The sequence below is a fragment of the Bacillus sp. FSL M8-0071 genome (genome assembly GCF_037975455.1).
GTDB lineage: Bacteria > Bacillota > Bacilli > Bacillales > Bacillaceae > Bacillus > Bacillus subtilis.
In genome coordinates this window covers 2,821,525-2,846,740 of record NZ_CP150256.1, presented here as the reverse complement: position 1 = coordinate 2,846,740, position 25,216 = coordinate 2,821,525, and the positions used below count along the sequence as shown (strand labels likewise).

At 44.4% G+C, this 25,216-nt stretch carries 26 protein-coding genes and 1 other annotated feature; of the genes, 21 read left to right on the top strand and 5 right to left on the bottom strand.

Going from position 1 to position 25,216, the window contains the following annotated elements:
- Nucleotides 1–32: 32 nt before the first annotated feature.
- Together ytbE and MKX71_RS14800 are read right to left on the bottom strand one after the other, a co-directional pair.
- Entirely contained in the window at nucleotides 33–875 is an 843-nt protein-coding gene (ytbE, locus tag MKX71_RS14805; RefSeq protein ID WP_003229455.1) for an aldo/keto reductase YtbE, read from the bottom strand.
- Between the two features lie 23 nt (nucleotides 876–898).
- Nucleotides 899–2,086: an MFS transporter gene (locus MKX71_RS14800; protein WP_015251485.1), complete on the bottom strand. Its 1,188-nt coding sequence runs from the start codon at nucleotides 2,084–2,086 to the stop codon at nucleotides 899–901.
- A gap of 183 nt (nucleotides 2,087–2,269) precedes the next feature.
- On the opposite strand from MKX71_RS14800, the gene MKX71_RS14795 reads away from it, so the two are divergent.
- The 9 genes from MKX71_RS14795 (at nucleotide 2,270) to thrS (ending at nucleotide 11,650) form a co-directional block, all read left to right on the top strand.
- The gene (locus tag MKX71_RS14795) at nucleotides 2,270–2,650 is read left to right on the top strand and encodes a winged helix-turn-helix transcriptional regulator (protein WP_003229458.1); all 381 of its coding nucleotides are present in this window, start codon (nucleotides 2,270–2,272) and stop codon (nucleotides 2,648–2,650) included.
- Between the two features lie 205 nt (nucleotides 2,651–2,855).
- Nucleotides 2,856–3,878, top strand: a complete 1,023-nt coding sequence (locus tag MKX71_RS14790) for a glyceraldehyde-3-phosphate dehydrogenase (protein ID WP_003229459.1) — start codon at nucleotides 2,856–2,858, stop codon at nucleotides 3,876–3,878.
- Nucleotides 3,879–4,116: 238 nt separating this feature from the next.
- Nucleotides 4,117–4,497 (top strand): adenosylmethionine decarboxylase, encoded by a 381-nt coding sequence (gene speD / locus MKX71_RS14785; RefSeq protein WP_003223584.1) that lies wholly within the window; start codon nucleotides 4,117–4,119, stop codon nucleotides 4,495–4,497.
- 273 nt (nucleotides 4,498–4,770) lie between these two features.
- Nucleotides 4,771–5,229: a transcriptional regulator NrdR gene (gene nrdR / locus MKX71_RS14780; RefSeq protein ID WP_003223586.1), complete on the top strand. Its 459-nt coding sequence runs from the start codon at nucleotides 4,771–4,773 to the stop codon at nucleotides 5,227–5,229.
- Nucleotides 5,230–5,343: 114 nt separating this feature from the next.
- The gene (gene dnaB, locus MKX71_RS14775; RefSeq protein ID WP_124058832.1) at nucleotides 5,344–6,762 is read left to right on the top strand and encodes a replication initiation membrane attachment protein DnaB; all 1,419 of its coding nucleotides are present in this window, start codon (nucleotides 5,344–5,346) and stop codon (nucleotides 6,760–6,762) included.
- Between the two features lie 27 nt (nucleotides 6,763–6,789).
- On the top strand, nucleotides 6,790–7,725 hold the full coding sequence (gene dnaI / locus MKX71_RS14770) for a primosomal protein DnaI (RefSeq protein ID WP_014480531.1): 936 nt from the start codon (nucleotides 6,790–6,792) through the stop codon (nucleotides 7,723–7,725).
- 33 nt (nucleotides 7,726–7,758) lie between these two features.
- Nucleotides 7,759–8,400 (top strand): TVP38/TMEM64 family protein, encoded by a 642-nt coding sequence (locus MKX71_RS14765; protein WP_032726573.1) that lies wholly within the window; start codon nucleotides 7,759–7,761, stop codon nucleotides 8,398–8,400.
- A 78-nt stretch (nucleotides 8,401–8,478) separates the two neighbouring features.
- Nucleotides 8,479–9,324, top strand: a complete 846-nt coding sequence (gene ytxC / locus MKX71_RS14760; protein ID WP_021480288.1) for a putative sporulation protein YtxC — start codon at nucleotides 8,479–8,481, stop codon at nucleotides 9,322–9,324.
- 394 nt (nucleotides 9,325–9,718) lie between these two features.
- Nucleotides 9,719–11,650 (top strand): threonine--tRNA ligase, encoded by a 1,932-nt coding sequence (thrS, locus tag MKX71_RS14755; protein WP_014480529.1) that lies wholly within the window; start codon nucleotides 9,719–9,721, stop codon nucleotides 11,648–11,650.
- Between the two features lie 38 nt (nucleotides 11,651–11,688).
- Here thrS and MKX71_RS14750 read toward each other — a convergent pair whose 3' ends face one another.
- On the bottom strand, nucleotides 11,689–12,471 hold the full coding sequence (locus MKX71_RS14750) for an HAD family hydrolase (protein ID WP_339231267.1): 783 nt from the start codon (nucleotides 12,469–12,471) through the stop codon (nucleotides 11,689–11,691).
- 166 nt (nucleotides 12,472–12,637) lie between these two features.
- On the opposite strand from MKX71_RS14750, the gene lytS reads away from it, so the two are divergent.
- The 4 genes from lytS (at nucleotide 12,638) to lrgB (ending at nucleotide 16,412) form a co-directional block, all read left to right on the top strand.
- Entirely contained in the window at nucleotides 12,638–14,419 is a 1,782-nt protein-coding gene (lytS, locus tag MKX71_RS14745; protein WP_033884115.1) for a two-component system sensor histidine kinase LytS, read from the top strand.
- The gene (gene lytT, locus MKX71_RS14740) at nucleotides 14,397–15,122 is read left to right on the top strand and encodes a two-component system response regulator LytT (protein WP_019712907.1); all 726 of its coding nucleotides are present in this window, start codon (nucleotides 14,397–14,399) and stop codon (nucleotides 15,120–15,122) included. The genes lytS and lytT overlap by 23 nt, the downstream gene beginning before the upstream one ends.
- 132 nt (nucleotides 15,123–15,254) lie before the next feature.
- On the top strand, nucleotides 15,255–15,695 hold the full coding sequence (gene lrgA / locus MKX71_RS14735) for an antiholin-like murein hydrolase modulator LrgA (RefSeq protein ID WP_014477620.1): 441 nt from the start codon (nucleotides 15,255–15,257) through the stop codon (nucleotides 15,693–15,695).
- A 21-nt stretch (nucleotides 15,696–15,716) separates the two neighbouring features.
- On the top strand, nucleotides 15,717–16,412 hold the full coding sequence (lrgB, locus tag MKX71_RS14730) for an antiholin-like protein LrgB (RefSeq protein ID WP_033884113.1): 696 nt from the start codon (nucleotides 15,717–15,719) through the stop codon (nucleotides 16,410–16,412).
- A gap of 31 nt (nucleotides 16,413–16,443) precedes the next feature.
- On the opposite strand, the gene MKX71_RS14725 is transcribed toward lrgB, so the two are convergent.
- Complete coding sequence (locus MKX71_RS14725) at nucleotides 16,444–17,106, bottom strand: hypothetical protein (protein ID WP_339231266.1); 663 nt, start codon at nucleotides 17,104–17,106, stop codon at nucleotides 16,444–16,446.
- 255 nt (nucleotides 17,107–17,361) lie between these two features.
- Nucleotides 17,362–17,492, top strand: a sequence feature (ribosomal protein L20 leader region).
- Between the two features lie 58 nt (nucleotides 17,493–17,550).
- On the opposite strand from MKX71_RS14725, the gene infC reads away from it, so the two are divergent.
- From infC to MKX71_RS14705, 4 genes are read left to right on the top strand one after another with little or no spacing between them, the layout of a single operon-like run.
- Complete coding sequence (gene infC, locus MKX71_RS14720) at nucleotides 17,551–18,072, top strand: translation initiation factor IF-3 (protein ID WP_010886591.1); 522 nt, start codon at nucleotides 17,551–17,553, stop codon at nucleotides 18,070–18,072.
- A gap of 12 nt (nucleotides 18,073–18,084) precedes the next feature.
- A complete protein-coding gene (rpmI, locus tag MKX71_RS14715) occupies nucleotides 18,085–18,285 on the top strand; it encodes a 50S ribosomal protein L35 (protein WP_003222418.1) in 201 nt (66 codons plus the stop codon).
- A 31-nt stretch (nucleotides 18,286–18,316) separates the two neighbouring features.
- A complete protein-coding gene (gene rplT / locus MKX71_RS14710) occupies nucleotides 18,317–18,676 on the top strand; it encodes a 50S ribosomal protein L20 (RefSeq protein ID WP_003222420.1) in 360 nt (119 codons plus the stop codon).
- A 56-nt stretch (nucleotides 18,677–18,732) separates the two neighbouring features.
- Entirely contained in the window at nucleotides 18,733–19,002 is a 270-nt protein-coding gene (locus MKX71_RS14705) for a DUF1294 domain-containing protein (RefSeq protein ID WP_003229490.1), read from the top strand.
- A gap of 15 nt (nucleotides 19,003–19,017) precedes the next feature.
- On the opposite strand, the gene ysdB is transcribed toward MKX71_RS14705, so the two are convergent.
- Nucleotides 19,018–19,410 (bottom strand): sigma W pathway protein YsdB, encoded by a 393-nt coding sequence (gene ysdB / locus MKX71_RS14700; RefSeq protein ID WP_003229493.1) that lies wholly within the window; start codon nucleotides 19,408–19,410, stop codon nucleotides 19,018–19,020.
- Between the two features lie 183 nt (nucleotides 19,411–19,593).
- Between ysdB and MKX71_RS14695 the strand changes: the two genes are divergently transcribed.
- From MKX71_RS14695 to araB, 4 genes are all read left to right on the top strand, one after another.
- On the top strand, nucleotides 19,594–20,679 hold the full coding sequence (locus MKX71_RS14695; RefSeq protein ID WP_003229495.1) for a M42 family metallopeptidase: 1,086 nt from the start codon (nucleotides 19,594–19,596) through the stop codon (nucleotides 20,677–20,679).
- A gap of 195 nt (nucleotides 20,680–20,874) precedes the next feature.
- Nucleotides 20,875–21,846 carry an arabinan endo-1,5-alpha-L-arabinosidase AbnA gene (gene abnA / locus MKX71_RS14690; RefSeq protein ID WP_339231265.1) on the top strand — a complete coding sequence of 324 codons (972 nt, stop codon included), beginning with the start codon at nucleotides 20,875–20,877 and terminating at the stop codon, nucleotides 21,844–21,846.
- 177 nt (nucleotides 21,847–22,023) lie between these two features.
- On the top strand, nucleotides 22,024–23,514 hold the full coding sequence (gene araA / locus MKX71_RS14685) for an L-arabinose isomerase (protein WP_041851079.1): 1,491 nt from the start codon (nucleotides 22,024–22,026) through the stop codon (nucleotides 23,512–23,514).
- A 13-nt stretch (nucleotides 23,515–23,527) separates the two neighbouring features.
- Nucleotides 23,528–25,210 (top strand): ribulokinase, encoded by a 1,683-nt coding sequence (gene araB, locus MKX71_RS14680; RefSeq protein ID WP_080529649.1) that lies wholly within the window; start codon nucleotides 23,528–23,530, stop codon nucleotides 25,208–25,210.
- Nucleotides 25,211–25,216: the final 6 nt, after the last annotated feature.

The window sequence follows — 25,216 nt, the reverse complement described above, 5'->3', positions numbered from 1 at the left end:
CACCGTTCATATTGAACGGTGTTTTTTTGCCATTAAAAATCAAAGTTGTCCGGATCAGGACCGACTCGCAAGTTTTCATTCAGTGCATCGATTCGGTTCATGTCATCCTGCGTTAATTCAAAGTCAAATACGCTTGCATTTTCTTTAATGCGGTGTTCCTTCGTTGATTTAGGAATCGTAATGATGCCATGCTGCAGATCCCAGCGCAAAATAATTTGTGCGACAGATTTATTGTATGTTTGAGCGATGTCAGCCAATACAGGGTGATCCAGCAGCTGCCCCTGCATTAAAGGTGACCAAGCCTCCATCTGGATGCCCTGATTTTGGCAGTATCTTATCAACTCTTTTTGTGTGAGGCGCGGGTGAAATTCCACTTGGTTAATCATAGGCTTAATTTCAGCTGCCGTCATCAGATCTTCAAGATGGTGAATTTGGAAGTTGCTTACGCCAATCGCTTTGATACGGCCTTCTTTATACAGCGTTTCAAGCGCTCTCCAAGCTTCTTTATACTTTCCTTCTACAGGCCAGTGGATGAGGTATAGATCCAAATAATCCAGACCGAGTTTGGATAGGCTTGTTTCAAACGCGGCGAGTGTTTCTTCGTAGCCTAAATCCGCATTCCATACTTTCGATGTGATAAACAGATCCTCTCTTGAAATGCCTGCTTCTTCAATGCCTTCCCGAATCCCTTCTCCAACGCCAGCTTCATTTCCATAGATAGCTGCAGTATCAATACTGCGGTACCCGTGAACAATGGCAGTTTTAACTGCGTTTACCAGTTCAGATCCTTCTTCCACTTGGAACACGCCGAGGCCGAACCAAGGCATTTCTACCCCATTATGAAGTGTTGCTTTTGCTTGTAAATGTGTTGTCATGTTCATTTCCTCCTTTAAAATTGTCAGGCTTCCTGCCGATCTCGTTTTTCCATTAAGCGGCTCCAGCCTGTTAAAATGACTGCACCGACCACCATTAATCCGCCTATCCAAGCGGTATGAATCAATCCGATTGAATCGGTGATCACACCGCCAAGGTATGACCCAAGCGCGATTCCTGCATTAAAGGCAGCGATATTCATCGCGGATGCGACGTCAACTGCACTCGGGACAAAACGCTCAGCCAGCATGACGACATACACCTGAAGGCCGGGCACGTTCATAAAGGCCAGCAATCCCATACAGAGAATGGTAATGAGCCCTGCTGTTTGATACGGGGCTGTAAATGTCAGTACGAATAGAACAATTGCTTGTACGATAAACATATAGAATAAAGCGGCAATCGGATTTCGGTTTGACAGCTTTCCGCCAATCATATTGCCGATAGCAATAGCTATTCCGTATCCGAGCAGAATCACTGCAACAGTCCCGGCTTTGAAGCCTGTTACTTCCTGAAGCAGGGGAGACAGATACGTGAACACAACGAATGTTCCTCCGTATCCAAGCGCTGTAATGACAAATAAAAGCAATAACCGGCTGTTTGTCACAAGCTTCAATTGATCCCGCATCGTTGTTTTCGTCCCTTTTCGTAATTTGGACGGTACAAGAATACCATTTGTAATGAAAGCAATGATTCCGACGGCGATAATGACCATAAAGGCGAAACGCCAGCCGAACTGCTGGCCGATAAATGTCCCAAAAGGAACTCCGGTTACAGTTGCCACAGTGAGGCCAGTAAACATAATTGAAATCGCGCTAGCCCTTTTATCTTCCGGGACAATATCCGCTGCGATTGTCGAACCGATCGACATAAACACACCGTGCGAAAATGCCGATATCACACGTGCTGCTAGTAAAATCCCGATGCTTGAAGCGGTTGCTGCCATCGTATTACCGGCAATAAAAATAAACATGATCCAAAGCAATAGTGTCTTACGCGACATGCTTGAGGTCAATGAAGTTAATATAGGTGCCCCAAATGTAACGCCGAGCGCATAAAGGGAAACGGTTAATCCTGCTGTCGTGACTGGAATATGCAGGTCATCAGCAATGAGCGGCAAAAGGCCGACACTGATAAATTCAGTTGTCCCTATTGCGAATGCACTTACGGCCAAAGCCAGTAGTGCAGGAATACTGCTTTTGGCTGAAGTCATGATGTTCCTCCTTTGTAAGATGTGTTGTATGATTGAAATTCTGCCGAGTAAGCTATATAAATAAAAAAGAGCAGATTCAAATCAGCCGGCAAATGTGATTATGAAACATATCGTTAAGAAATAAAAGTACGTACTTTGAAGTGCTATAGTCACTTTTTGGTGCCTGTGAGGAGAATGGATTGTATGGAGAAGAAAAAATATAACATTTCTGTTGAAGCGACTCTTGAAGTGATTGGAGGGAAATGGAAATGCGTCATTTTATGCCATCTGACGCACGGAAAAAAACGTACAAGCGAATTAAAACGCCTAATGCCCAATATCACGCAAAAAATGCTGACTCAGCAGCTGCGCGAGCTGGAAGCGGACGGTGTCATTAACCGAATCGTATATAATCAAGTTCCTCCCAAAGTGGAATATGAGCTCAGCGAATACGGCCGCAGCTTAGAAGGAATTTTAGATATGCTGTGTGCTTGGGGAGCGAATCATATTAACAGAGTATACGGGGATACATTTTCTGTGCTAGAAGAAAGTGTGCTCAATGATAAGTTAAAACAGGAATCATAAAGCATGAGGGCAGTCAGTGCGGAGCGCTGGCTGCTTTTTGGTTCTTACGCCTGATATTCTGTGCAAGAAAACATAAGATGCATCATAAATTAGCGTTATAATCGTTGATTTTTATCAATATGTACTGGCGAATTTGTTTTAATGTGTTATACTAATTTTAGATAGTAACAAATTAGGATGGCATAATTGATAAGGGGTGTCCAACATGAAGGTAAAAGTAGCGATCAACGGGTTTGGAAGAATCGGAAGAATGGTTTTTAGAAAAGCGATGTTAGACGATCAAATTCAAGTAGTGGCCATTAACGCCAGCTATTCCGCAGAAACGCTGGCTCATTTAATAAAGTATGACACAATTCACGGCAGATACGACAAAGAGGTTGTGGCTGGTGAAGACAGCCTGATCGTAAATGGAAAGAAAGTGCTTTTGTTAAACAGCCGTGATCCAAAACAGCTGCCTTGGCGGGAATATGATATTGACATAGTCGTCGAAGCAACAGGGAAGTTTAATGCTAAAGATAAAGCGATGGGCCATATAGAAGCAGGTGCAAAAAAAGTGATTTTGACCGCTCCGGGAAAAAATGAAGACGTTACCATTGTGATGGGCGTAAATGAGGACCAATTCGACGCTGAGCGCCATGTCATTATTTCAAATGCGTCATGCACGACAAATTGCCTTGCGCCTGTTGTAAAAGTACTGGATGAAGAGTTTGGCATTGAGAGCGGTCTGATGACTACAGTTCATGCGTATACGAATGACCAAAAAAATATTGATAACCCGCACAAAGATTTGCGCCGGGCGCGGGCTTGCGGTGAATCCATCATTCCAACAACAACAGGAGCGGCAAAGGCGCTTTCGCTTGTGCTGCCGCATCTGAAAGGAAAACTTCACGGCCTCGCCTTGCGTGTCCCTGTTCCGAACGTCTCATTGGTTGATCTCGTTGTTGATCTGAAAACGGATGTTACGGCTGAAGAAGTAAACGAGGCATTTAAACGCGCTGCCAAAACGTCGATGTACGGTGTACTTGATTACTCAGATGAACCGCTCGTTTCGACTGATTATAATACGAATCCGCATTCAGCGGTCATTGACGGGCTTACAACAATGGTAATGGAAGACAGGAAAGTAAAGGTGCTGGCGTGGTATGACAACGAATGGGGCTACTCCTGCAGAGTTGTTGATCTAATCCGCCATGTAGCGGCACGAATGAAACATCCGTCTGCTGTATAAAATAAGGTCATGGACACATTTTAAAGAAAAAACCCTTAACAGCATATTTCTGAAAAAACGCACCTTGCAAATTAGACTTAAACACAGTATACTATTTTTCGTGAACTTCTTGCTTGAGACTGTTTCGGAATTACTTAAAGGGTTAGGACCTCTCCGGACTAACTTTCCCCCGTGGTAAATGGCCGACCCAGTTGTTGGAATTTCACTTTTTAATTCTTGTTAAGGGGGGTCCATGACTATGGAAACAATGGGGCGTCACGTTATCTCCGAGCTATGGGGATGCGATTTTGATAAGCTGAATGACATGGATTTTATTGAAAAAACGTTTGTAAATGCTGCTCTAAAATCAGGTGCTGAGGTGCGCGAGGTTGCATTTCACAAATTTGCACCGCAAGGCGTAAGCGGAGTTGTGATTATTTCTGAATCACACTTAACGATTCACAGTTTTCCTGAGCACGGATATGCGAGCATTGATGTTTATACTTGTGGAGACTTAGATCCTAATGTCGCTGCTGATTACATTGCAGAGGCATTACATGCTGATACAAGAGAAAACATTGAAATACCAAGAGGAATGGGGCCTGTGCAAATTAAACAGGCGCAAGCGAAAGTACTATAAAGTAAATTGCGAACACAAAGGGAGCTGAAGCTAGAAAGCCATTATGCGCTTTTTAGCTTATGCTCCTTTTATTTTTATAAAGAAACGAGAGTGTCAGCTTTTTCTTTTTTCATTTTTTTTGTAAAATAAGAAAGAGATTTTCACAAACCACCTAATGCTATAGAAACAAATTTAACAACGGCTCTCCCGACAGATGCTGTCACATCTATTTTTAAAAGGCGGAGGCTGCCGAAAATACATTGCAGGGAACGATATAGTTGGGAGCTGATTTTATTGAAATGTCCTTCATGCCAGCATAACGGAACACGAGTCCTTGATTCACGGCCTGTGGATGACGGAAAGTCGATTCGCCGAAGACGCGAGTGCGAATCCTGCCACTACCGGTTTACGACCTTTGAGAAAGTGGAGGAAACCCCGCTCATCGTCGTGAAAAAAGAAGGTGTGCGTGAGGAATTCAGCAGAGAAAAAATGCTGCGCGGCCTCATAAAAGCATGTGAAAAAAGGCCTGTTTCACTCAAAACGCTTGAAGACATGTGCTTTGATATTGAAAAAGAGCTTCGCAATCAAGGCTGCTCCGAGGTGAAGAGTGAGCTCGTCGGAGAAATGGTCATGGACCGGCTGGCTAAGATTGACGAAGTCGCATATGTGCGGTTCGCGTCCGTCTATCGGCAGTTTAAAGATATAAACGTCTTTATCGACGAATTAAAAGACTTAATAAAGAAAGAGCGTTAAAAGAGCTAAGAGGATTCTTCTAGCTCTTTTCTCATGTGCAAAATTGGCATTTGATAGATATAAGAAACGGTGTAAAATGAAAGGTAGAAACAAATTCGGAAGGTTTGAGAATGTATGGCTGACTATTGGAAAGATGTACTGCCTGTAGACCCGTATGTGGTTAAAAGCAGATCGATGCTGCAGGATATTGACAGACAAATTATTACACAACTGTACCAGCCCTTAATCGGCCCTGTTGCATTCTCTCTTTATATGACATTGTGGGGAGAGCTTGAACAAAACCGTCTGTGGGGCGGAGAGTCCACACATAGACAGCTGATGGGGATGACACAGTCCAACTTAAAAACGATCCATCAGGAACAGGGGAAGCTCGAGGGCATCGGATTGCTGAAAGTATATATGAAAGAATCCGAGCGGCAGGAGCGCCTCTTTATATATGAACTCCTTCCGCCGCTCAGACCAAATGAATTTTTTGAAGACGGAATGCTGAATGTTTTTCTGTATAATAGAGTCGGAAAAACGAAATATCAGCAATTAAAACAATTTTTTACGCACCCGGCCATTTCAGAAGATGCGAAGGACATTACGCGGCCGTTTAATCACGCGTTTGAATCGCTGCAGCCGAGTGAATGGAAGCTCACATCCGATATGGAGGAAACGGTAAGGCTTGCCGAGGGGACCGAGTATACTTCTGTCGGACAGGCTCCGTCCTATACCATAACGGAGGATGTGTTTGATTTTGATTTGTTTTTAGCAGGACTTTCTGAGACGATGATTCCGAGAAAAGCGATGACCCAGCAGGTGCGGGACACAATCAAAAAGCTTTCTTATCTGTACGGAATTGACCCTTTGCAAATGCAAAATGTTGTGATGAGCGCAATTGATGAGCGTGACGTCATTACGACGGAGGCATTAAGAAAAGCGGCGAGCGACTGGTATCAAATTGAAAGAAACGGACAGCTGCCCGATTTGGTGGAAAAAACACAGCCGGTGCATCTGCGTGAAGGCGAAAAACCGGCAGAAGAGGATTCTCTGGATGGGAAGCTGATCGCATTGCTGGAGGCGATTTCCCCGAAGAAGCTTCTGCAGGACATTGCTGACGGAACAGAGCCGTCAAAAGCTGATCTGAAGATCATAGAAGAAATTATGTTCGAACAGAAGCTCGAGCCAGGCGTCACAAATGTGTTAATTTATTATGTCATGCTGAAAACCGACATGAAGCTGTCAAAAAACTATATCCAAAAAATCGCTTCGCATTGGGCACGCAAAAAGGTAAAAACGGTCAGGGAAGCGATGAAGCTCGCAATAGAAGAAAACCGCCAGTATCTTGAATGGGCTGAAGGAAAAACAAAGTCTTCGAAACGAAACCAAAAAGTGATTCGTGAAGAAAAGCTTCCTGATTGGATGACAGAAAAGGAAACAGCGTCCGATTCAGAATCCGGACAGCAGAAGCTGCATCCGCAGGATTTGGAAGAACAGAAGAAAAAGATGATGGAAGAAATGCAAAAACTGAAAAAATACTCTGCCTATTAAAGACAGAGATGCGGGGTGAAGGAATAGATGGAACCAATCGGCCGTTCCCTGCAGGGCGTAACCGGCAGGCCGGATTTCCAAAAACGTCTTGAACAAATGAAGGAAAAAGTCATGAAAGATCAAGATGTTCAAGCATTTTTGAAGGAAAACGAAGAAGTGATTGACCAAAAAATGATCGAAAAGAGCTTAAATAAGCTTTATGAATATATTGAACAAAGCAAGAATTGCTCCTATTGTTCGGAAGATGAAAACTGCAACAATTTGTTGGAGGGCTACCATCCGAAACTTGTTGTCAATGGGCGGTCTATTGATATCGAGTATTATGAATGTCCAGTCAAACGGAAGCTCGACCAGCAGAAGAAACAAAAGTCTCTTATGAAAAGCATGTATATCCAGCAGGATCTTCTTGGAGCGACGTTCCAGCAAGTTGATATCAGTGACCCGAGCAGGCTCGCGATGTTTCAGCATGTTACAGACTTCCTGAAAAGCTATAATGAGACGGGAAAAGGGAAAGGATTATATTTATACGGGAAATTTGGGGTAGGAAAAACGTTTATGCTCGCTGCAATTGCCAATGAGCTGGCGGAAAAAGAGTACTCCTCCATGATTGTCTATGTGCCTGAATTTGTGAGAGAGCTTAAAAATTCGCTGCAAGACCAGACATTGGAAGAGAAGCTCAATATGGTAAAGACCACACCCGTATTGATGCTTGATGACATCGGAGCAGAATCAATGACAAGCTGGGTAAGGGATGAAGTCATCGGAACGGTGCTTCAGCACAGAATGTCCCAGCAGCTGCCAACGTTCTTTTCTTCTAATTTCTCACCTGACGAGCTGAAGCATCATTTTACGTATTCGCAGAGGGGAGAAAAAGAAGAAGTAAAAGCTGCAAGATTAATGGAGCGGATATTATATTTGGCTGCTCCGATCCGCCTTGACGGAGAAAACCGCCGACATCCATAATTGCTGTGGTTCAAAGGGGAAGGAACTGAGGGTATGAAACGAAAAACCGCTGTCAAATGGCTGGCAATGCTTGCAGGTGCTGGTTTACTCTATTGGGGAAATAAAACGTATTTGAATGTATCGCCGAAAGAAATCAGGGTATGGGTATTGTCGTTCGGAGTCTTTGCACCTCTGATGTTTATCGGGATATCCATCGTCAGGCCACTTGTTTTATTTCCGGTGTCTGTTATTTCAATAGCTGGCGGACTTGCGTTTGGCCCGCTTCTCGGCACGCTTTATACGTTATTCGGTTCGATGTGCGCTTCAGCTGTTTCGTTTTTTGCGGCCGGTTTGTTTTCGGCGAAAAAGAACGGGCATTACGAAAGGCTTGAAGCCATACAGAAGCAAATGGAGGATAACGGATTTTTCTATATCTTTTTTTTGAGAATCCTGCCGATCAATTTTGATTTCGTCAGCTATGCGGCAGGCCTTTCCAATGTCAAAGCGCTGCCGTATTTTGCGGCGACGGCTGTGGGTATCATTCCTGGGACGATTGCGCTTAATGTGCTGGGTGCGAGCTTTTTGGCTGGCAATCTGCCCGCTTTCTTTCTTGTCCTAGCTCTGTATATCGTGTTTATCTCGCTGCCATTCATCCTCAGAAAGAAAATGCAAAACTTGTTCCAAGAATCAAATTAAGATTTGCCAATGACCTTTACGTCTATTTTAAAAACATCCCCCATATACTTGTAACAGATGCCGTAAGGGGGGACAAACATGCTTGAAATAATCTTTGAAGATGACCATGATGCAGCCGCTTTTTTACATCTCATTCAGCATTCGGACGATCGGAACAATATCATTGTCCGTGAAGGCATACGAAAAATCGGGATTGAAAAAGCGAATCCGGCTTTTCCTATTCAGCGTTTTATGGAGCCGATTCTGGTCAAATTTTTTTTGGAATGCAAAGAAGACGAGCATATGCTGTCATTGATTGAGGAAACGTATTGTTTCACGGACCAGGATGAACAGCAGCAAATCCTTCAGCTCGCACACAGTATTATTGAAGGTGAAGCAGACGATCTTCCGTTTGAGCCGCTGAAGCTTTCACGGAAACAATCTATTTTGGATGAACTCCAAACGATCTGTTTAGAGGAAGGAGTATTTTACATTCGCTCCTTTCAGACCTTCCGACTTGGATCATACTATAAGCAGCTGAGAGATATTACAGAAGCAGCGATTGATGAATATAAGATGGAACAGGAATATCAAAATTTTATTCAAACACTCAGAGACTATGTGAACGCCAAACAGCCGCGAATCAAAAAAGTGCATATTGTCCATGATGGTTCCTTTACATTATGGGAGCTGCGCTATGTGCCGGAACGGGAAAAAATGAAATACATAGACAGAAGATTTGTCCGGGATCATCCTATGTATATTGATTCTCATTTGCTCGCGCCGCTGATTTCCATTGCGCCTGATGAAGTCGTGCTTTATACCGACCAGCCCGAGCACATGATGGCAAGGACCATTCAAAACGTATTTCAAGAGAGAGTGGAAATGCTCCCGCTGCATGCTTTTACAGATGCAGAAATACCGGTGAAGCACTCGGAAGGATGAGGGCCGGCAGCCTGTCTATATAAGGCTGTCGGTTTAAAAAAAGGAAACGCGATCGTGTTGATTTTTTGGATTGAACAATTTATAATACATAGGAGATTAAGAAAGACACACGTATTGATAAGGACACGAAGGAATGATACCGGCTCAAAGAGAGGGAAGCCCTGGCTGCAAGCTTCCCAGCTAAGGACCATTCGCTTTACCGCCTTTGAACTTCAGCTGTGAACCTCTTGAAAAGGAACAGTAATGGCTGACGGGAACTCCCGTTACAGAGCTTAGAGCCGCAGGTGCCGTATTGGCTTTGCGGAAAAAAGGGTGGAACCACGATTCCGTTTATTCAACCTCGTCCCTTTCATAGGGGGCGGGGTTTTTATATGCAAAAAAAGGAGTGACAAAGATGTCAGATATGGTAAAAATCACATTTCCTGATGGAGCAGTCAAGGAGTTTGCGAAAGGAACAACAACAGAAGATATCGCGGCATCCATCAGTCCGGGATTAAAGAAAAAATCATTAGCCGGAAAACTGAACGGAAAAGAAATCGATTTGAGAACGCCGATCAATGAAGACGGTACAGTGGAAATCATTACAGAAGGCTCAGAAGAAGGTCTTCAAATTATGCGCCACAGTACGGCTCACTTGCTGGCTCAAGCGATTAAACGCATCTACAAGGATGTTAAATTCGGCGTCGGTCCGGTTATCGAAAACGGGTTTTACTACGATGTAGAAATGGACGAAGCGATTACACCGGAGGATCTGCCGAAAATCGAGAAAGAAATGAAAAAAATCGTTAATGCGAACCTTCCGATCGTTCGAAAAGAAGTCAGCCGTGAAGAAGCGAAAGCCCGTTTTGCGGAAATCGGCGACGACCTGAAGCTTGAACTATTGGATGCGATTCCTGAAGGAGAAACCGTTTCGATCTATGAGCAAGGCGAATTCTTTGACCTGTGCCGCGGCGTCCACGTTCCTTCAACCGGAAAAATCAAAGAATTTAAGCTGTTAAGCCTTGCAGGCGCATACTGGCGCGGCGACAGCAAAAACCAAATGCTTCAGCGCGTATATGGTACAGCTTTCTTCAAAAAAGCTGATCTTGAAGAGCATCTTCGTATGCTAGAAGAAGCGAAAGAACGCGACCACAGAAAGCTCGGCAAAGAATTAAAGCTGTTTGCGAACTCTCAAAAAGTCGGACAAGGCCTGCCGCTTTGGCTGCCAAAAGGCGCGACAATCCGCCGCGTCATCGAGCGCTACATTGTCGATAAAGAAATCAGCCTCGGCTATGAGCACGTATACACACCTGTGCTAGGCAGCAAAGAGCTGTATGAAACATCAGGACACTGGGATCATTATCAGGAAGGCATGTTCCCTCCGATGGAAATGGACAATGAAACACTTGTATTGCGTCCGATGAACTGTCCGCACCATATGATGATTTACAAACAAGACATTCACAGTTACCGCGAGCTTCCGATTCGTATTGCAGAGCTTGGAACGATGCACCGCTATGAAATGTCAGGTGCGCTGTCAGGGCTTCAACGGGTACGCGGAATGACGTTAAATGATGCACACATCTTTGTGCGCCCGGATCAAATTAAGGATGAGTTTATCCGTACAGTCCGTTTAATCCAGGATGTTTATGAAGACTTCGGTTTAAGTGATTACACATTCCGTCTGTCTTACCGCGATCCGGAAGATACAGAGAAATATTTTGATGACGATGAAATGTGGAACAAAGCGCAATCCATGCTGAAAGAGGCAATGGACGAAATCGGCCACGACTATTACGAAGCAGAAGGTGAAGCGGCATTCTACGGCCCTAAACTTGATGTTCAGGTGAAAACTGCGATCGGAAAAGAAGAAACACTGTCTACGGTTCAGCTTGATTTCTTATTGCCGGAACGTTTCGACCTGACATACATCGGTGAGGACGGCAAGCAGCACCGTCCGGTTGTCATTCACAGAGGTGTCGTTTCAACAATGGAACGCTTTGTTGCCTTCTTAATCGAAGAACACAAAGGCGCGCTGCCGACATGGCTTGCACCGGTTCAGTTCCAAGTCATCCCGGTTTCTCCGGCTGTGCATTTAGACTACGCGAAAAAAGTGCAGGAACGCCTGCAACGTGAAGGCCTGCGTGTTGAAGTCGACAGCCGCGATGAAAAAATCGGCTACAAAATCCGTGAAGCGCAAATGCAAAAAATCCCGTACATGCTGGTGGTCGGTGACCAAGAAGCAGAAAACGGAGCGGTAAACGTGCGTAAATACGGAGAACAGAACTCTGAAACCATTTCACTTGATGAGTTTGTGAAAAAGGCAGTAGCTGAAGCGAAAAAATAAAATAAAAAGCATGATCTCGTTGAAGAGATCATGCTTTTTTATTTCTCTAATATAGGAAACAAATCATGAAGGCTGCTGATGATGTAATCAGGCGTTACGTCAGTTTCGTTTTTCTTATCCGTCCGGTTGATCCAAACGGTTTTGATTCCGGCTCTTGAAGCGCCTAAAATATCAGTATTCAAATTATCGCCGACCATGATGGCATCGTCTTTTTCAATATTCATCAGTTTAAGGCAGTGTTCAAAAATTGAAACATCCGGCTTGCCCTTGCCGAATGCGCCCGAGATGACGATTTCATTGAAGTAAGGAGCGAGCTCAGGTACGCCGGCAAGCTTCTCCTTTTGCAGACTCGGATCGCCATTTGTCAAAAGCAATAATTCATACTTGCCTTTTAATTGATCGAGTACAGCAAAAGTTTCATCATATACAAACGGGCGTTTTCTGCGCTCTGCCGCAAAAAACTCTCCCAAGTATTCGCCATATGTAGGATCATCGATCCCAAGCGCTTTCAGTCCGTTTGTCCATGCATTTCTTCTGTACTCCGGCACAATCTTGTTCAGCTTTTGAAAGCCTTCACTGATTGGCTCTGAGAAATTGGACCACAGTCCTTCAAACGGGTTAATGCCGATCATCACTGTATATGGATACGTCTCATATGACATGTACAATTCTCTCGCCGCTTCGCGAACAGCTGCTTCGAATTCCTCAGGGGCAAGGCCATATTTTTTCTCCGCCTGTAAGCAAGTTTCTGCAAATGTTGTTCTGACGCTTTTCTCGTCCCAAAGTAGTGTATCATCTAAATCAAAAAATACGGCTTTCATGATCTTCTCCTCTGCTTCAGATTCAAATCTTTCTGCCAAAAGGCTCATGTTTTATTTTACAATAGATAAAAGCCTTGTGAAATATGTTTTCAGAGGATTTTAAAAAAACAGTCAGCCGTAAAACGAAAACATGCTAGAATGAAAACGGAAAGAACAGGTGACATGAATGATTCATTTAATGATTATGATGCTGGAGAGAGTGGGGATTATTGTTATATTAGGGTTCATTCTCGCCCATACGAAACTTTTCAGACAAGCTCTTCAGAATCAGGACGGCTATAAAGGAAAAGCGATTTTAATTTCTATTTTTTCTCTTTTCAGCATCATCAGCAATTATACAGGCATCGAAATTCAAAGAAATATGATTGTAAACAATGACTGGGTGTTTACGATAGATCCATCGGGCTCTATCGCGAATACCCGTATTTTGGGCGTGGAAATCGGGGGCCTTCTCGGAGGTCCTTTTGTAGGGGCTGGGATCGGTATACTTGCGGGCCTGCATCGTTTTTCACTCGGTGGCAGCACGGCCTTAAGCTGTGCCGTCTCATCTATTTTAGCGGGTGTTCTTGCAGGCTTGATCGGCAGGTATTTTACGAAGCGATATCGAATGCCGACACCGCGCATCGCCGCTCTTGTGGGAATCGGCATGGAGTCACTGCAAATGATCATTATTTTGCTGATGGCAAAGCCGTTCAGTGACGCCTGGGAGCTTGTCAGCATGATCGGAATTCCGATGATACTCATCAATGGAACAGGCAGTTTTATTTTTCTGTCTATTATTCAAGCGATCATTCGCAAGGAAGAACAGGCAAGAGCTCTCGAAACGCATCGAGTGCTGACGATTGCTGATCAGACACTTCCATTTTTTCGCCAAGGATTAAATGAAAACTCCTGTAAAAGTGTAGCGGCTATTATCCATAAGCTGACAGGAACAGATGCGGTGTCTCTCACTGATAAAGAAAAGATCCTTGCGCATGTCGGTGCGGGAATGGATCACCACATCCCATCGAAAAGTTTGATCACCGGCCTGTCCAAAAAGGTGATTAAAACAGGGCATATTATGAAGGCGATTTCGCAGGAAGAGATTGAATGCACGCATGCTGAATGCCCTTTGCACGCTGCAATTGTTCTGCCGCTGACATCGAACGGCAATACAATCGGCACCTTGAAAATGTACTTTAAAAGCCCGGCAGGCCTGAGTCAGGTAGAGGAGGAACTTGCCGAGGGGCTGGCCATGCTGTTTTCGACACAGCTTGAGCTTGGGGAAGCAGAGCTGCAAAGCAAACTTCTCAAGGATGCTGAAATTAAAGCGCTTCAAGCACAGGTGAATCCGCATTTTTTATTTAATGCGATCAACACGATTTCTGCGCTATGCCGTACAGATGTTGAAAAAACCCGTAAGCTCCTATTGCAGCTCAGTGTTTATTTTCGTTCAAACCTTCAAGGAGCGAGACAGCTGCTGATTCCGCTCTCAAAGGAGCTGAACCATCTAAACGCCTATTTGTCATTAGAACAGGCGCGTTTTCCCGGGAAATATAAAATTGAGCTTAAGATCGACACAAGACTGGAGCAGATTGAAATCCCTCCGTTTGTTTTGCAGGTGCTTGTCGAGAACGCGCTTCGGCACGCGTTTCCGAAAAAACAAGACATATGCAAGGTTACAGTCTGTGTCTTATCTGATAATGCATCCGTCTATATGAAGGTGGCGGATAACGGACGCGGAATTCCGCCGGACGTCTTGCCGGAACTGGGAAAGAAACCGTTTCCGTCTAAGGAGGGAACCGGTACAGCGCTTTATAACCTAAATCAGCGGCTGATCGGTTTATTCGGACAGCAGGCTGCACTGCATATCAGCAGTGAGGTTCATAAAGGGACAGAGGTTTCCTTTCAAGTGCCAATGCAACAGATGAAAGAGGGAGAAGAACATGCTCAGGGTGTTAATAGTTGATGATGAGATGCTGGCAAGAGATGAACTGGCTTACTTGCTTAAGCGGACCAATGAGGAAATGGAAATCAATGAAGCGGAAAATATCGAATCCGCTTTTGACCAAATGATGGATCAAAAACCTGATTTGCTGTTTCTAGACGTTGATTTATCCGGAGAAAACGGTTTTGATATCGCAAAGCGATTGAAGAAAATGAAGCATCCTCCTGCTGTTGTGTTTGCGACAGCGTATGACCAGTATGCGCTCAAAGCGTTTGAGGTGGACGCTCTTGATTATTTAACCAAGCCTTTCGATGAAGAAAGAATTCAGCAAACGCTGAAAAAATATAAAAAAGTCAATCGGGATATTGTAGAAATAGAGCAAAACAGCCATGCGGGCCAGCACAAGCTCGCGCTATCTGTGGGGGAATCGATTGTGATTGTGGATACGAAGGACATTATCTATGCCGGAACAGAAGATGGTCATGTCAATGTAAAAACCTTCGATCATTCTTATACGGTCAGCGATACACTCGTTGTGATTGAGAAAAAGCTGCCGGATTCTGATTTTATCCGCGTCCATCGGAGCTTTGTCGTGAATACCGAATATATTAAAGAAATTCAGCCATGGTTTAATTCAACGTATAATCTGATCATGAAAGACGGATCGAAAATACCGGTCAGCCGGACATATGCGAAGGAATTGAAAAAGCTGCTCCATATTTGATGGGCGGCTTTTTGCATTTCAGCCATTTGATTCTGCAACTCAGACCCGCTATTCGGCATGTTATCTTGTAAGCGCTTTATAACAGGGATTCTTATTTATAATGAGGGTACCAAAGAGAAAGAGGTGAAGAAAATGAGTGCTAAAAAAGTGTACGGGTTTTTAACACAAGCATTTATTTTTGCCGTCATTATGCTGGTTTCAAATATGATTGCCGCTATTGTCCCAATACCTATCCCGGCATCGGTTGTAGGGTTGGTCTTATTATTTCTCCTATTATGTTTGAAAGTCATTAAACTGGAACAAGTGGAAACGCTCGGAACGTCTTTAACCTCTCTGATCGGATTTTTATTTGTTCCGTCAGGTATATCTGTTATGAATTCGCTTGGTGTGATGCAGCAATACGGCCTGCAAATTGTTCTTGTCATTCTGCTCGCAACGATTATTTTGCTGGGGGCTACGGGATTGTTTTCTCAGCTGATTCTGTCACTGAGCGGAAAACGCAAAACCGCAGCGGACATGAAAACAAAAACAGTGCAAAGCCCGCAGAACAATAACGAACTCGTTCACCATTAAGGGAAACAGGAGGTTCTTCACATGGAAAGCACAATGAGTCCTTATTTTGGGATTGTCGTATCACTTGCTGCATTCGGCATCGGCACCTTTTTATTTAAGAAAACGAAAGGCTTCTTCCTTTTCACTCCTTTGTTTGTTGCCATGGTGCTGGGGATCGCATTTTTAAAAATCGGCGGTTTTTCCTACGCGGATTATAATAACGGGGGAGAGATCATTAAGTTTTTCCTTGAACCGGCAACGATCGCATTTGCAATTCCTTTGTACAAACAAAGAGATAAGCTTAAAAAATACTGGTGGCAAATCATGGCCTCCATTATTGCCGGCTCTATCTGCTCTGTCACGATTGTTTATCTGCTCGCTAAAGGCATTCATCTCGATTCGGCCGTAATGAAAAGCATGCTTCCGCAGGCGGCTACAACGGCAATTGCGCTTCCTTTATCAAAAGGCATCGGGGGCATCAGCGACATCACAGCCTTTGCGGTCATCTTTAACGCTGTCATCGTATATGCGCTCGGAGCATTGTTCTTGAAGGTGTTTAAAGTGAAAAACCCGATTTCTAAAGGATTGGCTCTTGGAACATCCGGACATGCACTTGGTGTAGCGGTCGGGATTGAGATGGGAGAAGTTGAAGCTGCGATGGCAAGTATTGCTGTTGTCGTAGTAGGAATGGTAACGGTTCTGGTCATCCCTGTGTTCGTGCAGCTGATCGGAGGATAAGCCAAGGCTGAATGCCTTGGCTTTTTTTATTTTATGGTGCGTCTTCGGGATCGATATACCCTTGTTTAATGCCCCATTCTACTTGATCGTCATGCCACTTTTTTCGTTCTTCATAACCATAACCATCGTCATCAGGAAGCTCTGAAGCTGGCTGTTGAATGGTTTTATCTGTCTGACTCGAGGAAGATGGTGGATCTTGACTATTAGATGAGGGTGCCTCAGTCTGCTGCCGTTGTGCCTGCGTTTGCCGCTTTTTCTCAGCGTTCGCTTTCTGCTCTTTTTGGATTGCTGCCTGCCGCTGTCTTTCAAGTTCAGCTTGTCTTTCCGCTTCGGCTAATCGCTGTCTCTCTGCAGCCTGCTGCTCTGCTAATCGCTGTCTCTCCGCTTTTTCCTCCTGCTGTTTCTTTCGTTTCGCCTCCCGCTCTTTTTCAAGCTTTTTCTCAGCGGCGATTTGTCTTTGCTTTTCAGCTTCCTCTTTTGCCTTCCGCTTTCCTAACTCAGTAGCGAGTGGACTTTCGAACTTCATGTCCAATGAAACGGGTTTTAGTTTTTTTAGCTCTTTCTCCAGCCCCTTTTGAGGAAATGCTGCAGTTGTCTTAACAGTTTCGACTTTTGATTCGGAAGATGTGCTGCTATTCGAGCAACCGGTTAATATCAATGTGAAAAATAAAGCAAGCTGTATCAGTTTGTTCATGTGTCAGGCTCCCTTCTGCTTCTTATATCGGTCAGAGATTAACTTTGTTTTACATTTCTTCCTGTCGGTGGTTTTGTTGTAAATTGCGAAATAAGGGGGGAATTGTTGGTTCTTTGCATTTTGGTGAGCTGAAAGATTTTCTTTTTCTCTCTTGCGCTCATAGAAAACCCATGTTACAATGTAAAAGTTGTTCCGGATAAGTCGTCCTTGACTAAAGATCCGGTATTGTGTAGAATAGTTATTGAATTGAATATAAATCACAAGCAGAAGCACCCGCTTCTCACCTGATTGACACATGCATGTAGTTGGCAGGTTGACCGTACATTTTTATTGATACAGATGTTCGTAGTGTGGGTGTTTTATAATGCCCACACTTTTTGTTTGCCTGCAAAATGCATTCAAAATGAGTTGTGAATCAATTCGAAGAAACTATGGAGGTGGCTCATTATTAGCAAAGATCAATTGGTTAATGAGGGTATCCGTGCACGTGAGGTCCGTTTAATCGGACAAAATGGCGACCAGCTTGGAATCAAGTCCCGTCAGGAAGCACTTGAAATCGCCGGCCGCGCAAATCTTGACCTTGTGTTAGTTGCAGCGAATGCAAAACCGCCTGTCTGCCGAATCATGGACTACGGTAAGTTCCGATTTGAGCAGCAGAAAAAGGAAAAAGAAGCACGCAAGAATCAAAAAATCATTAACTTAAAAGAAGTTCGGTTAAGTCCGACAATCGATGAGCATGACTTTAACACGAAATTGCGCAATGCGATTAAATTCCTTGAAAAAGGCGATAAAGTGAAAGCTTCTATCCGCTTTAAAGGACGCGCAATCACTCATAAAGAAATCGGTCAGCGTGTATTAGACCGTTTCTCCGAAGCATGTGCTGAGGTTGCGACAGTCGAAACAAAACCAAAAATGGACGGCCGCAGCATGTTCTTAATGCTCGCACCGAAAAACGAAAAGCAATAAGGAGGAAATCCCATGCCAAAAATGAAAACTCACCGCGGATCTGCTAAACGTTTTAAAAAGACAGGTTCTGGGAAGTTAAAACGTTCTCACGCGTACACAAGTCACTTATTCGCCAACAAATCTCAAAAGCAAAAGCGTAAGCTTCGCAAGAGTGCTGTTGTAAGCGCAGGAGACTTCAAACGTATCAAACAAATGCTTGCTAACATCAAGTAATCGGATAAGGAACAATTAGGAGGGAAATTCAATGCCAAGAGTAAAAGGCGGAACTGTTACACGTAAGCGTCGTAAAAAGGTTCTTAAATTAGCAAAAGGTTATTTCGGTTCAAAACATACATTATACAAAGTAGCTAACCAGCAGGTCATGAAATCTGGAAACTATGCTTTCCGTGACCGTCGTCAGAAAAAACGTGATTTCCGTAAACTTTGGATCACTCGTATCAACGCAGCTGCTCGCATGAACGGCCTTTCTTACAGCCGTTTAATGCACGGTCTTAAGCTTTCTGGTATCGAAGTAAACCGTAAAATGCTTGCTGATCTTGCTGTAAACGATCTTACTGCATTCAATCAGCTTGCTGATGCTGCTAAAGCTCAATTAAACAAGTAATCATATAGAGCCGCTCTCCAGCAGAGCGGCTTTTTCTATATAAAGGATGAGGCAACATGATTATTGCTGCTTATTTGGTGTTGATTAATCTGTGCGGTTTTTGGGTGATGGGCATTGACAAACGCAAAGCGCAGCAGCACAAGTGGAGAATTTCTGAAGACCGGCTGTGGCTGATAGCCATCGTGTTTGGAGCGCTCGGTGTCTGGCTTGGCATGCAAACCTTCAGACATAAAACGAAACACGCTTCTTTTAAGTACGGAGTACCGCTTCTTCTGGTAATAGAAGCGATTCTCATCGCTATTTACTACAGCCCGTTTGATTTATAAAAAGCAGAAAAGCGTTTAACGCTCTTCTGCTTTTTTTGCGAGTTTAATGGGCTGGTCCCAGTCAATCTTACAATTTGGATATCGTTCCAGCACTTTTTCTTCAATGTTCTCAAAATCTTTTGCAGAGAAATGTTTCAGCTTCTCAGGAGATTCTGTCCAGACAAAGATCGTGTGAATAAACAGCGGATGATCCTTGGAAGGAATATGCTTTTCTCCCTCAAAAAGCACGCCTTTATACGTCAGCTGAAAATTCTTCCGGGTATTGTTTTGTTCATCAATAATATAAAAATGTTCTTTTGATTGGGCCAGCTTAAGCCTTCTCTTAGGATTCGCGACATATTTGACCACGGCATAAATACAATAAGCAAAAAGTGCAAGCAAAATAATCCTTAGAACCATGACAAACATTGTGTGAAGGCACCTCCCTTATGGTGATGATCTGATGTAATACGAAAAGCATAGAAAAAGGTTTCACTTTTTCTAAAAGAAAGCTGTAAAAACATATACCCGATTTTCAAGTGAAATAGTCGTATGGTTAGCGCCATGTTTTGTATAATAAGAATGCAGGACTGATGAAGGAGGGTTTGGAACATGGCAAAATTAGATGAAACATTGACCATGCTGAAAGATTTAACAGATGCAAAAGGCATACCGGGCAATGAAAGAGAAGTAAGGCAAGTGATGAAATCATACATAGAACCATTTGCTGATGAGGTGACAACAGATCGCCTGGGCAGTTTAATTGCCAAAAAAACTGGTGCAGAAAACGGCCCGAAAATTATGATCGCCGGACATTTGGATGAAGTCGGCTTTATGGTGACACAAATCACAGATAAAGGCTTTATCCGTTTTCAAACCGTTGGCGGCTGGTGGGCTCAGGTTATGCTTGCCCAGCGCGTCACCATTGTCACAAAAAAAGGAGAAATCACAGGGGTTATCGGATCTAAGCCGCCTCATATTTTGTCTCCTGAAGCAAGAAAAAAATCAGTGGAAATAAAAGACATGTTTATTGATATTGGAGCTTCAAGCCGGGAAGAAGCCTTGGAGTGGGGTGTACTTCCGGGAGATATGATCGTTCCGCATTTTGAATTTACGGTCATGAACAATGAAAAATTCCTACTCGCAAAGGCCTGGGACAACCGCATCGGCTGTGCGATTGCTATTGATGTGTTAAGAAACTTACAAAACACAGATCATCCAAATATAGTGTATGGCGTCGGAACCGTGCAGGAGGAAGTCGGGCTGAGGGGAGCGAAAACGGCTGCACACACCATTCAGCCTGATATTGCGTTTGGTGTTGATGTAGGGATAGCAGGAGACACGCCTGGCATTTCCGAGAAGGAAGCGCAGAGCAAAATGGGCAAAGGCCCGCAGATTATCGTTTACGATGCATCCATGGTCTCTCACAAAGGTTTGCGCGATGCAGTTGTAGCCACTGCGGAGGAAGCCGGCATTCCGTACCAATTTGATGCCATTGCCGGCGGCGGAACTGATTCGGGTGCCATCCATTTGACGGCAAATGGCGTTCCTGCGCTGTCCATTACCATTGCAACCCGCTACATTCATACGCACGCGGCCATGCTGCATCGTGATGATTATGAAAACGCGGTAAAGTTAATTACAGAAGTCATTAAGAAGTTAGACCGAAAAACGGTTGACGAAATTACGTACCAATAAAGATACGGAAGAATCCGCCTATTGAGGTGGATTCTTTTTTTTGTCTGTACAAATTACAGCATAGTGACTACAATAAAGGGGATACCGAAAATTTCCTGAACATGACGATATACGATACGCAGTCGATTTGACAGGAAGGGAGGATAAATAATCTAATTTGTAAGCGCTTTCTAAAATAAAGGAGGTTGAACAAAATTGAAAAAGAAAAAAACATGGAAACGCTTCTTACACTTTTCGAGTGCAGCTCTGGCTGCAGGTTTGATATTCACTTCTGCTGCTCCCGCAGAGGCAGCGTTTTGGGGTGCATCCAATGAGCTGCTTCATGACCCGACTATGATTAAAGAGGGGAGCTCATGGTATGCGCTCGGAACAGGGCTTACTGAAGAACGGGGACTGCGGGTTTTGAAGTCTTCAGACGCTAAAAATTGGACCGTACAAAAATCCATTTTCACTACACCGCTATCGTGGTGGTCCAATTATGTGCCGAATTATGGCCAAAACCAGTGGGCGCCGGACATCGAATACTATAACGGCAAGTACTGGCTATATTATTCCGTTTCTTCTTTTGGAAGCAATACATCTGCCATTGGCCTGGCATCTTCAACAAGCATCAGTTCGGGGGGCTGGAAGGACGAGGGCTTGGTGATCCGTTCGACAAGCTCAAATAATTATAACGCCATTGATCCGGAGCTGACATTCGATAAGGATGGCAACCCGTGGCTTGCATTCGGCTCGTTTTGGAGCGGCATTAAGCTGACTAAGCTCGATAAGAGTACAATGAAGCCTACAGGCTCGCTCTATTCGATTGCAGCTAGACCGAATAATGGAGGTGCCTTAGAAGCTCCTACTCTTACGTATCAAAATGGATATTACTATTTAATGGTTTCATTTGATAAATGCTGTGACGGGGTAAACAGTACGTACAAAATTGCTTACGGAAGATCCAAAAGCATTACAGGCCCTTATCTTGATAAAAGCGGAAAAAGCATGCTTGAAGGCGGAGGTACCATTTTGGATTCGGGCAATGACCAATGGAAAGGACCTGGAGGCCAGGATATTGTGAACGGAAACATTCTTGTTCGCCATGCCTATGATGCCAATGACAATGGCATTCCGAAGCTTCTCATCAATGATTTGAATTGGAGCTCGGGCTGGCCGTCCTATTGAATCAAAAAGCCGGGCTCTGCCCCCGGCTTTTTTTAAAAGAAAAGATTGACAGTATAATAGTCAATTACTATAATAAAATTGTTCGTACAAATATTCATTTATAGGTTTATTTTCTATCATTAGTACGTATCTTTTGTATTTGAAAGCGTTTTATTTTATGAGAAAGGGGCAGTTTACATGCTTCAGACAAAGGATTATGAATTCTGGTTTGTGACAGGAAGCCAGCACCTATACGGGGAAGAGACGCTGGAACTCGTAGATCAGCATGCTAAAAGCATTTGTGAGGGGCTCAGCGGGATTTCTTCCAGATATAAAATCACTCATAAGCCCGTCGTCACTTCGCCGGAAACCATTAGAGAGCTGTTAAGAGAAGCGGAGTACAGTGAGACATGTGCTGGCATCATTACATGGATGCACACATTTTCCCCTGCAAAAATGTGGATAGAAGGCCTTTCCTCTTATCAAAAACCGCTTATGCATTTGCATACCCAATATAATCGCGATATCCCGTGGGGTACGATTGACATGGATTTTATGAACAGCAACCAATCCGCGCATGGCGATCGAGAGTACGGTTACATCAACTCGAGAATGGGGCTTAGCCGAAAAGTCATTGCCGGCTATTGGGATGATGAAGAAGTGAAAAAAGAAATGTCCCAGTGGATGGATACGGCGGCTGCATTAAATGAAAGCAGACATATTAAGGTTGCCAGATTTGGAGATAACATGCGTCATGTCGCGGTAACGGACGGAGACAAGGTGGGAGCGCATATTCAATTTGGCTGGCAGGTTGACGGATATGGCATCGGGGATCTCGTTGAAGTGATGGATCGCATTACGGACGACGAGGTTGACACGCTTTATGCCGAGTATGACAGACTATATGTGATCAGTGAGGAAACAAAACGTGACGAAGCAAAGGTAGCGTCCATTAAAGAACAGGCGAAAATTGAACTTGGATTAACCGCTTTTCTTGAGCAAGGCGGATACACAGCGTTTACGACATCGTTTGAAGTGCTGCACGGAATGAAACAGCTGCCGGGACTTGCCGTTCAGCGCCTGATGGAGAAAGGCTACGGGTTTGCCGGTGAAGGAGATTGGAAGACAGCGGCCCTTGTACGGATGATGAAAATCATGGCTAAAGGAAAAAGAACTTCCTTCATGGAAGATTACACGTACCATTTTGAACCGGGAAATGAAATGATTCTGGGCTCTCACATGCTTGAAGTGTGTCCGACTGTCGCTTTGGATCAGCCGAAAATCGAGGTTCATCCACTTTCGATTGGCGGCAAAGAGGACCCTGCGCGTTTTGTATTTAACGGCATCAGCGGTTCTGCGATTCAAGCTAGCATTGTTGATATTGGCGGGCGTTTCCGCCTTGTGCTGAATGAAGTCAACGGCCAGGAAATTGAAAAAGACATGCCGAATTTACCGGTTGCCCGTGTTCTCTGGAAGCCGGAGCCGTCATTGAAAACAGCAGCGGAGGCATGGATTTTAGCCGGCGGTGCACACCATACCTGCCTGTCTTATGAACTGACAGCGGAGCAAATGCTTGATTGGGCGGAAATGGCGGGGATCGAAAGTGTTCTCATTTCCCGTGATACGACAATTCATAAACTGAAACACGAGTTAAAATGGAACGAGGCGCTTTACCGGCTTCAAAAGTAGAGGGGGATGTCACATGGCTTACACAATAGGGGTTGATTTTGGAACTTTATCAGGAAGAGCAGTGCTCGTTCATGTCCAAACAGGGGAGGAACTTGCGGCTGCTGTAAAAGAATACAGGCATGCTGTCATTGATACCGTCCTTCCAAAAACGGGTCAAAAGCTGCCGCGTGACTGGGCGCTGCAGCACCCTGCTGATTACCTCGAAGTCTTGGAAACAACCATTCCGTCTTTACTCGAACAGACGGGCGTTGACCCGAAAGACATTATCGGGATTGGAATTGATTTCACGGCATGTACGATCCTTCCTATTGACAGCAGCGGGCAGCCGTTATGCATGCTGCCTGAATATGAAGAGGAGCCGCACAGCTATGTGAAGCTCTGGAAGCATCATGCGGCCCAAAAACATGCTGATCGGCTCAATCAAATCGCGGAAGAAGAAGGAGAGGCTTTTTTACAGCGGTACGGAGGAAAAATTTCATCAGAATGGATGATTCCAAAGGTCATGCAAATTGCCGAGGAAGCGCCTCACATTTATGAAGCGGCTGACCGGATCATCGAGGCTGCAGACTGGATCGTGTACCAGCTGTGCGGCTCGCTCAAGCGAAGCAATTGTACCGCAGGGTATAAAGCGATGTGGAGTGAAAAAGCGGGGTATCCGTCAGATAATTTCTTTGAGAAATTAAATCCTTCAATGAAAACGATTACAAAGGACAAATTGTCAGGTTCTATTCATTCAGTAGGAGAAAAAGCCGGCAGTCTGACTGAAAAAATGGCAAAGCTGACAGGGCTTCTCCCGGGAACGGCTGTTGCGGTTGCCAATGTGGACGCTCATGTTTCGGTACCGGCGGTCGGCATTACAGAGCCAGGGAAAATGCTGATGATTATGGGAACCTCGACGTGCCATGTTCTACTTGGTGAAGAGGTGCATATCGTTCCAGGAATGTGCGGCGTTGTGGACAACGGAATTCTCCCGGGCTATGCGGGATATGAAGCCGGGCAGTCCTGTGTCGGCGATCATTTTGACTGGTTTGTGAAAACATGTGTCCCGCCAGCTTATCAAGAGGAAGCAAAGGAAAAAAACATTGGCGTTCATGAGCTGCTGAGTGAGAAAGCAAACCATCAAGCGCCTGGTGAAAGCGGCCTGCTTGCTTTAGATTGGTGGAATGGAAACCGTTCAACTCTTGTTGATGCAGATTTAACAGGGATGCTGCTTGGCATGACACTGCTGACGAAGCCTGAAGAGATTTATAGAGCGTTAGTTGAAGCGACAGCTTACGGAACCCGGATGATTATCGAAACATTCAAAGAAAGCGGTGTTCCGATTGAGGAACTGTTCGCAGCCGGCGGAATAGCTGAGAAAAACCCGTTTGTCATGCAGATTTATGCGGATGTGACAAACATGGACATTAAAATCTCTGGTTCACCGCAAGCACCAGCCTTAGGATCTGCCATTTTCGGCGCGCTTGCAGCAGGCAAAGAAAAAGGCGGCTACGATGACATCAAAGAGGCAGCGGCGAACATGGGAAAACTGAAAGATATAACTTATACGCCAAATGCCGAAAACGCCGCGGTTTATGAAAAATTGTACGCTGAATATAAAGAGCTGGTTCATTATTTCGGAAAAGAAAACCATGTCATGAAACGTCTGAAAACGATCAAAAATCTTCAATTTTCATCTGCCGCCAAAAAGAATTGATAAAGG

Bases quoted from the DNA above. Each gene is read 5' to 3' on its own strand.
- ytbE (WP_003229455.1), bottom strand. From the start codon at position 875: ATGACAACACATTTACAAGCAAAAGCAACACTTCATAATGGGGTAGAA.
- MKX71_RS14800 (WP_015251485.1), bottom strand. From the start codon at position 2,086: ATGACTTCAGCCAAAAGCAGTATTCCTGCACTACTGGCTTTGGCCGTA.
- MKX71_RS14795 (WP_003229458.1), top strand. From the start codon at position 2,270: ATGGAGAAGAAAAAATATAACATTTCTGTTGAAGCGACTCTTGAAGTG.
- MKX71_RS14790 (WP_003229459.1), top strand. From the start codon at position 2,856: ATGAAGGTAAAAGTAGCGATCAACGGGTTTGGAAGAATCGGAAGAATG.
- speD (WP_003223584.1), top strand. From the start codon at position 4,117: ATGGAAACAATGGGGCGTCACGTTATCTCCGAGCTATGGGGATGCGAT.
- dnaB (WP_124058832.1), top strand. From the start codon at position 5,344: ATGGCTGACTATTGGAAAGATGTACTGCCTGTAGACCCGTATGTGGTT.
- dnaI (WP_014480531.1), top strand. From the start codon at position 6,790: ATGGAACCAATCGGCCGTTCCCTGCAGGGCGTAACCGGCAGGCCGGAT.
- MKX71_RS14765 (WP_032726573.1), top strand. From the start codon at position 7,759: ATGAAACGAAAAACCGCTGTCAAATGGCTGGCAATGCTTGCAGGTGCT.
- ytxC (WP_021480288.1), top strand. From the start codon at position 8,479: ATGCTTGAAATAATCTTTGAAGATGACCATGATGCAGCCGCTTTTTTA.
- thrS (WP_014480529.1), top strand. From the start codon at position 9,719: ATGTCAGATATGGTAAAAATCACATTTCCTGATGGAGCAGTCAAGGAG.
- MKX71_RS14750 (WP_339231267.1), bottom strand. From the start codon at position 12,471: ATGAAAGCCGTATTTTTTGATTTAGATGATACACTACTTTGGGACGAG.
- lytS (WP_033884115.1), top strand. From the start codon at position 12,638: ATGATTCATTTAATGATTATGATGCTGGAGAGAGTGGGGATTATTGTT.
- lytT (WP_019712907.1), top strand. From the start codon at position 14,397: ATGCTCAGGGTGTTAATAGTTGATGATGAGATGCTGGCAAGAGATGAA.
- lrgA (WP_014477620.1), top strand. From the start codon at position 15,255: ATGAGTGCTAAAAAAGTGTACGGGTTTTTAACACAAGCATTTATTTTT.
- lrgB (WP_033884113.1), top strand. From the start codon at position 15,717: ATGGAAAGCACAATGAGTCCTTATTTTGGGATTGTCGTATCACTTGCT.
- MKX71_RS14725 (WP_339231266.1), bottom strand. From the start codon at position 17,106: ATGAACAAACTGATACAGCTTGCTTTATTTTTCACATTGATATTAACC.
- rpmI (WP_003222418.1), top strand. From the start codon at position 18,085: ATGCCAAAAATGAAAACTCACCGCGGATCTGCTAAACGTTTTAAAAAG.
- rplT (WP_003222420.1), top strand. From the start codon at position 18,317: ATGCCAAGAGTAAAAGGCGGAACTGTTACACGTAAGCGTCGTAAAAAG.
- MKX71_RS14705 (WP_003229490.1), top strand. From the start codon at position 18,733: ATGATTATTGCTGCTTATTTGGTGTTGATTAATCTGTGCGGTTTTTGG.
- ysdB (WP_003229493.1), bottom strand. From the start codon at position 19,410: ATGTTTGTCATGGTTCTAAGGATTATTTTGCTTGCACTTTTTGCTTAT.
- MKX71_RS14695 (WP_003229495.1), top strand. From the start codon at position 19,594: ATGGCAAAATTAGATGAAACATTGACCATGCTGAAAGATTTAACAGAT.
- araA (WP_041851079.1), top strand. From the start codon at position 22,024: ATGCTTCAGACAAAGGATTATGAATTCTGGTTTGTGACAGGAAGCCAG.
- araB (WP_080529649.1), top strand. From the start codon at position 23,528: ATGGCTTACACAATAGGGGTTGATTTTGGAACTTTATCAGGAAGAGCA.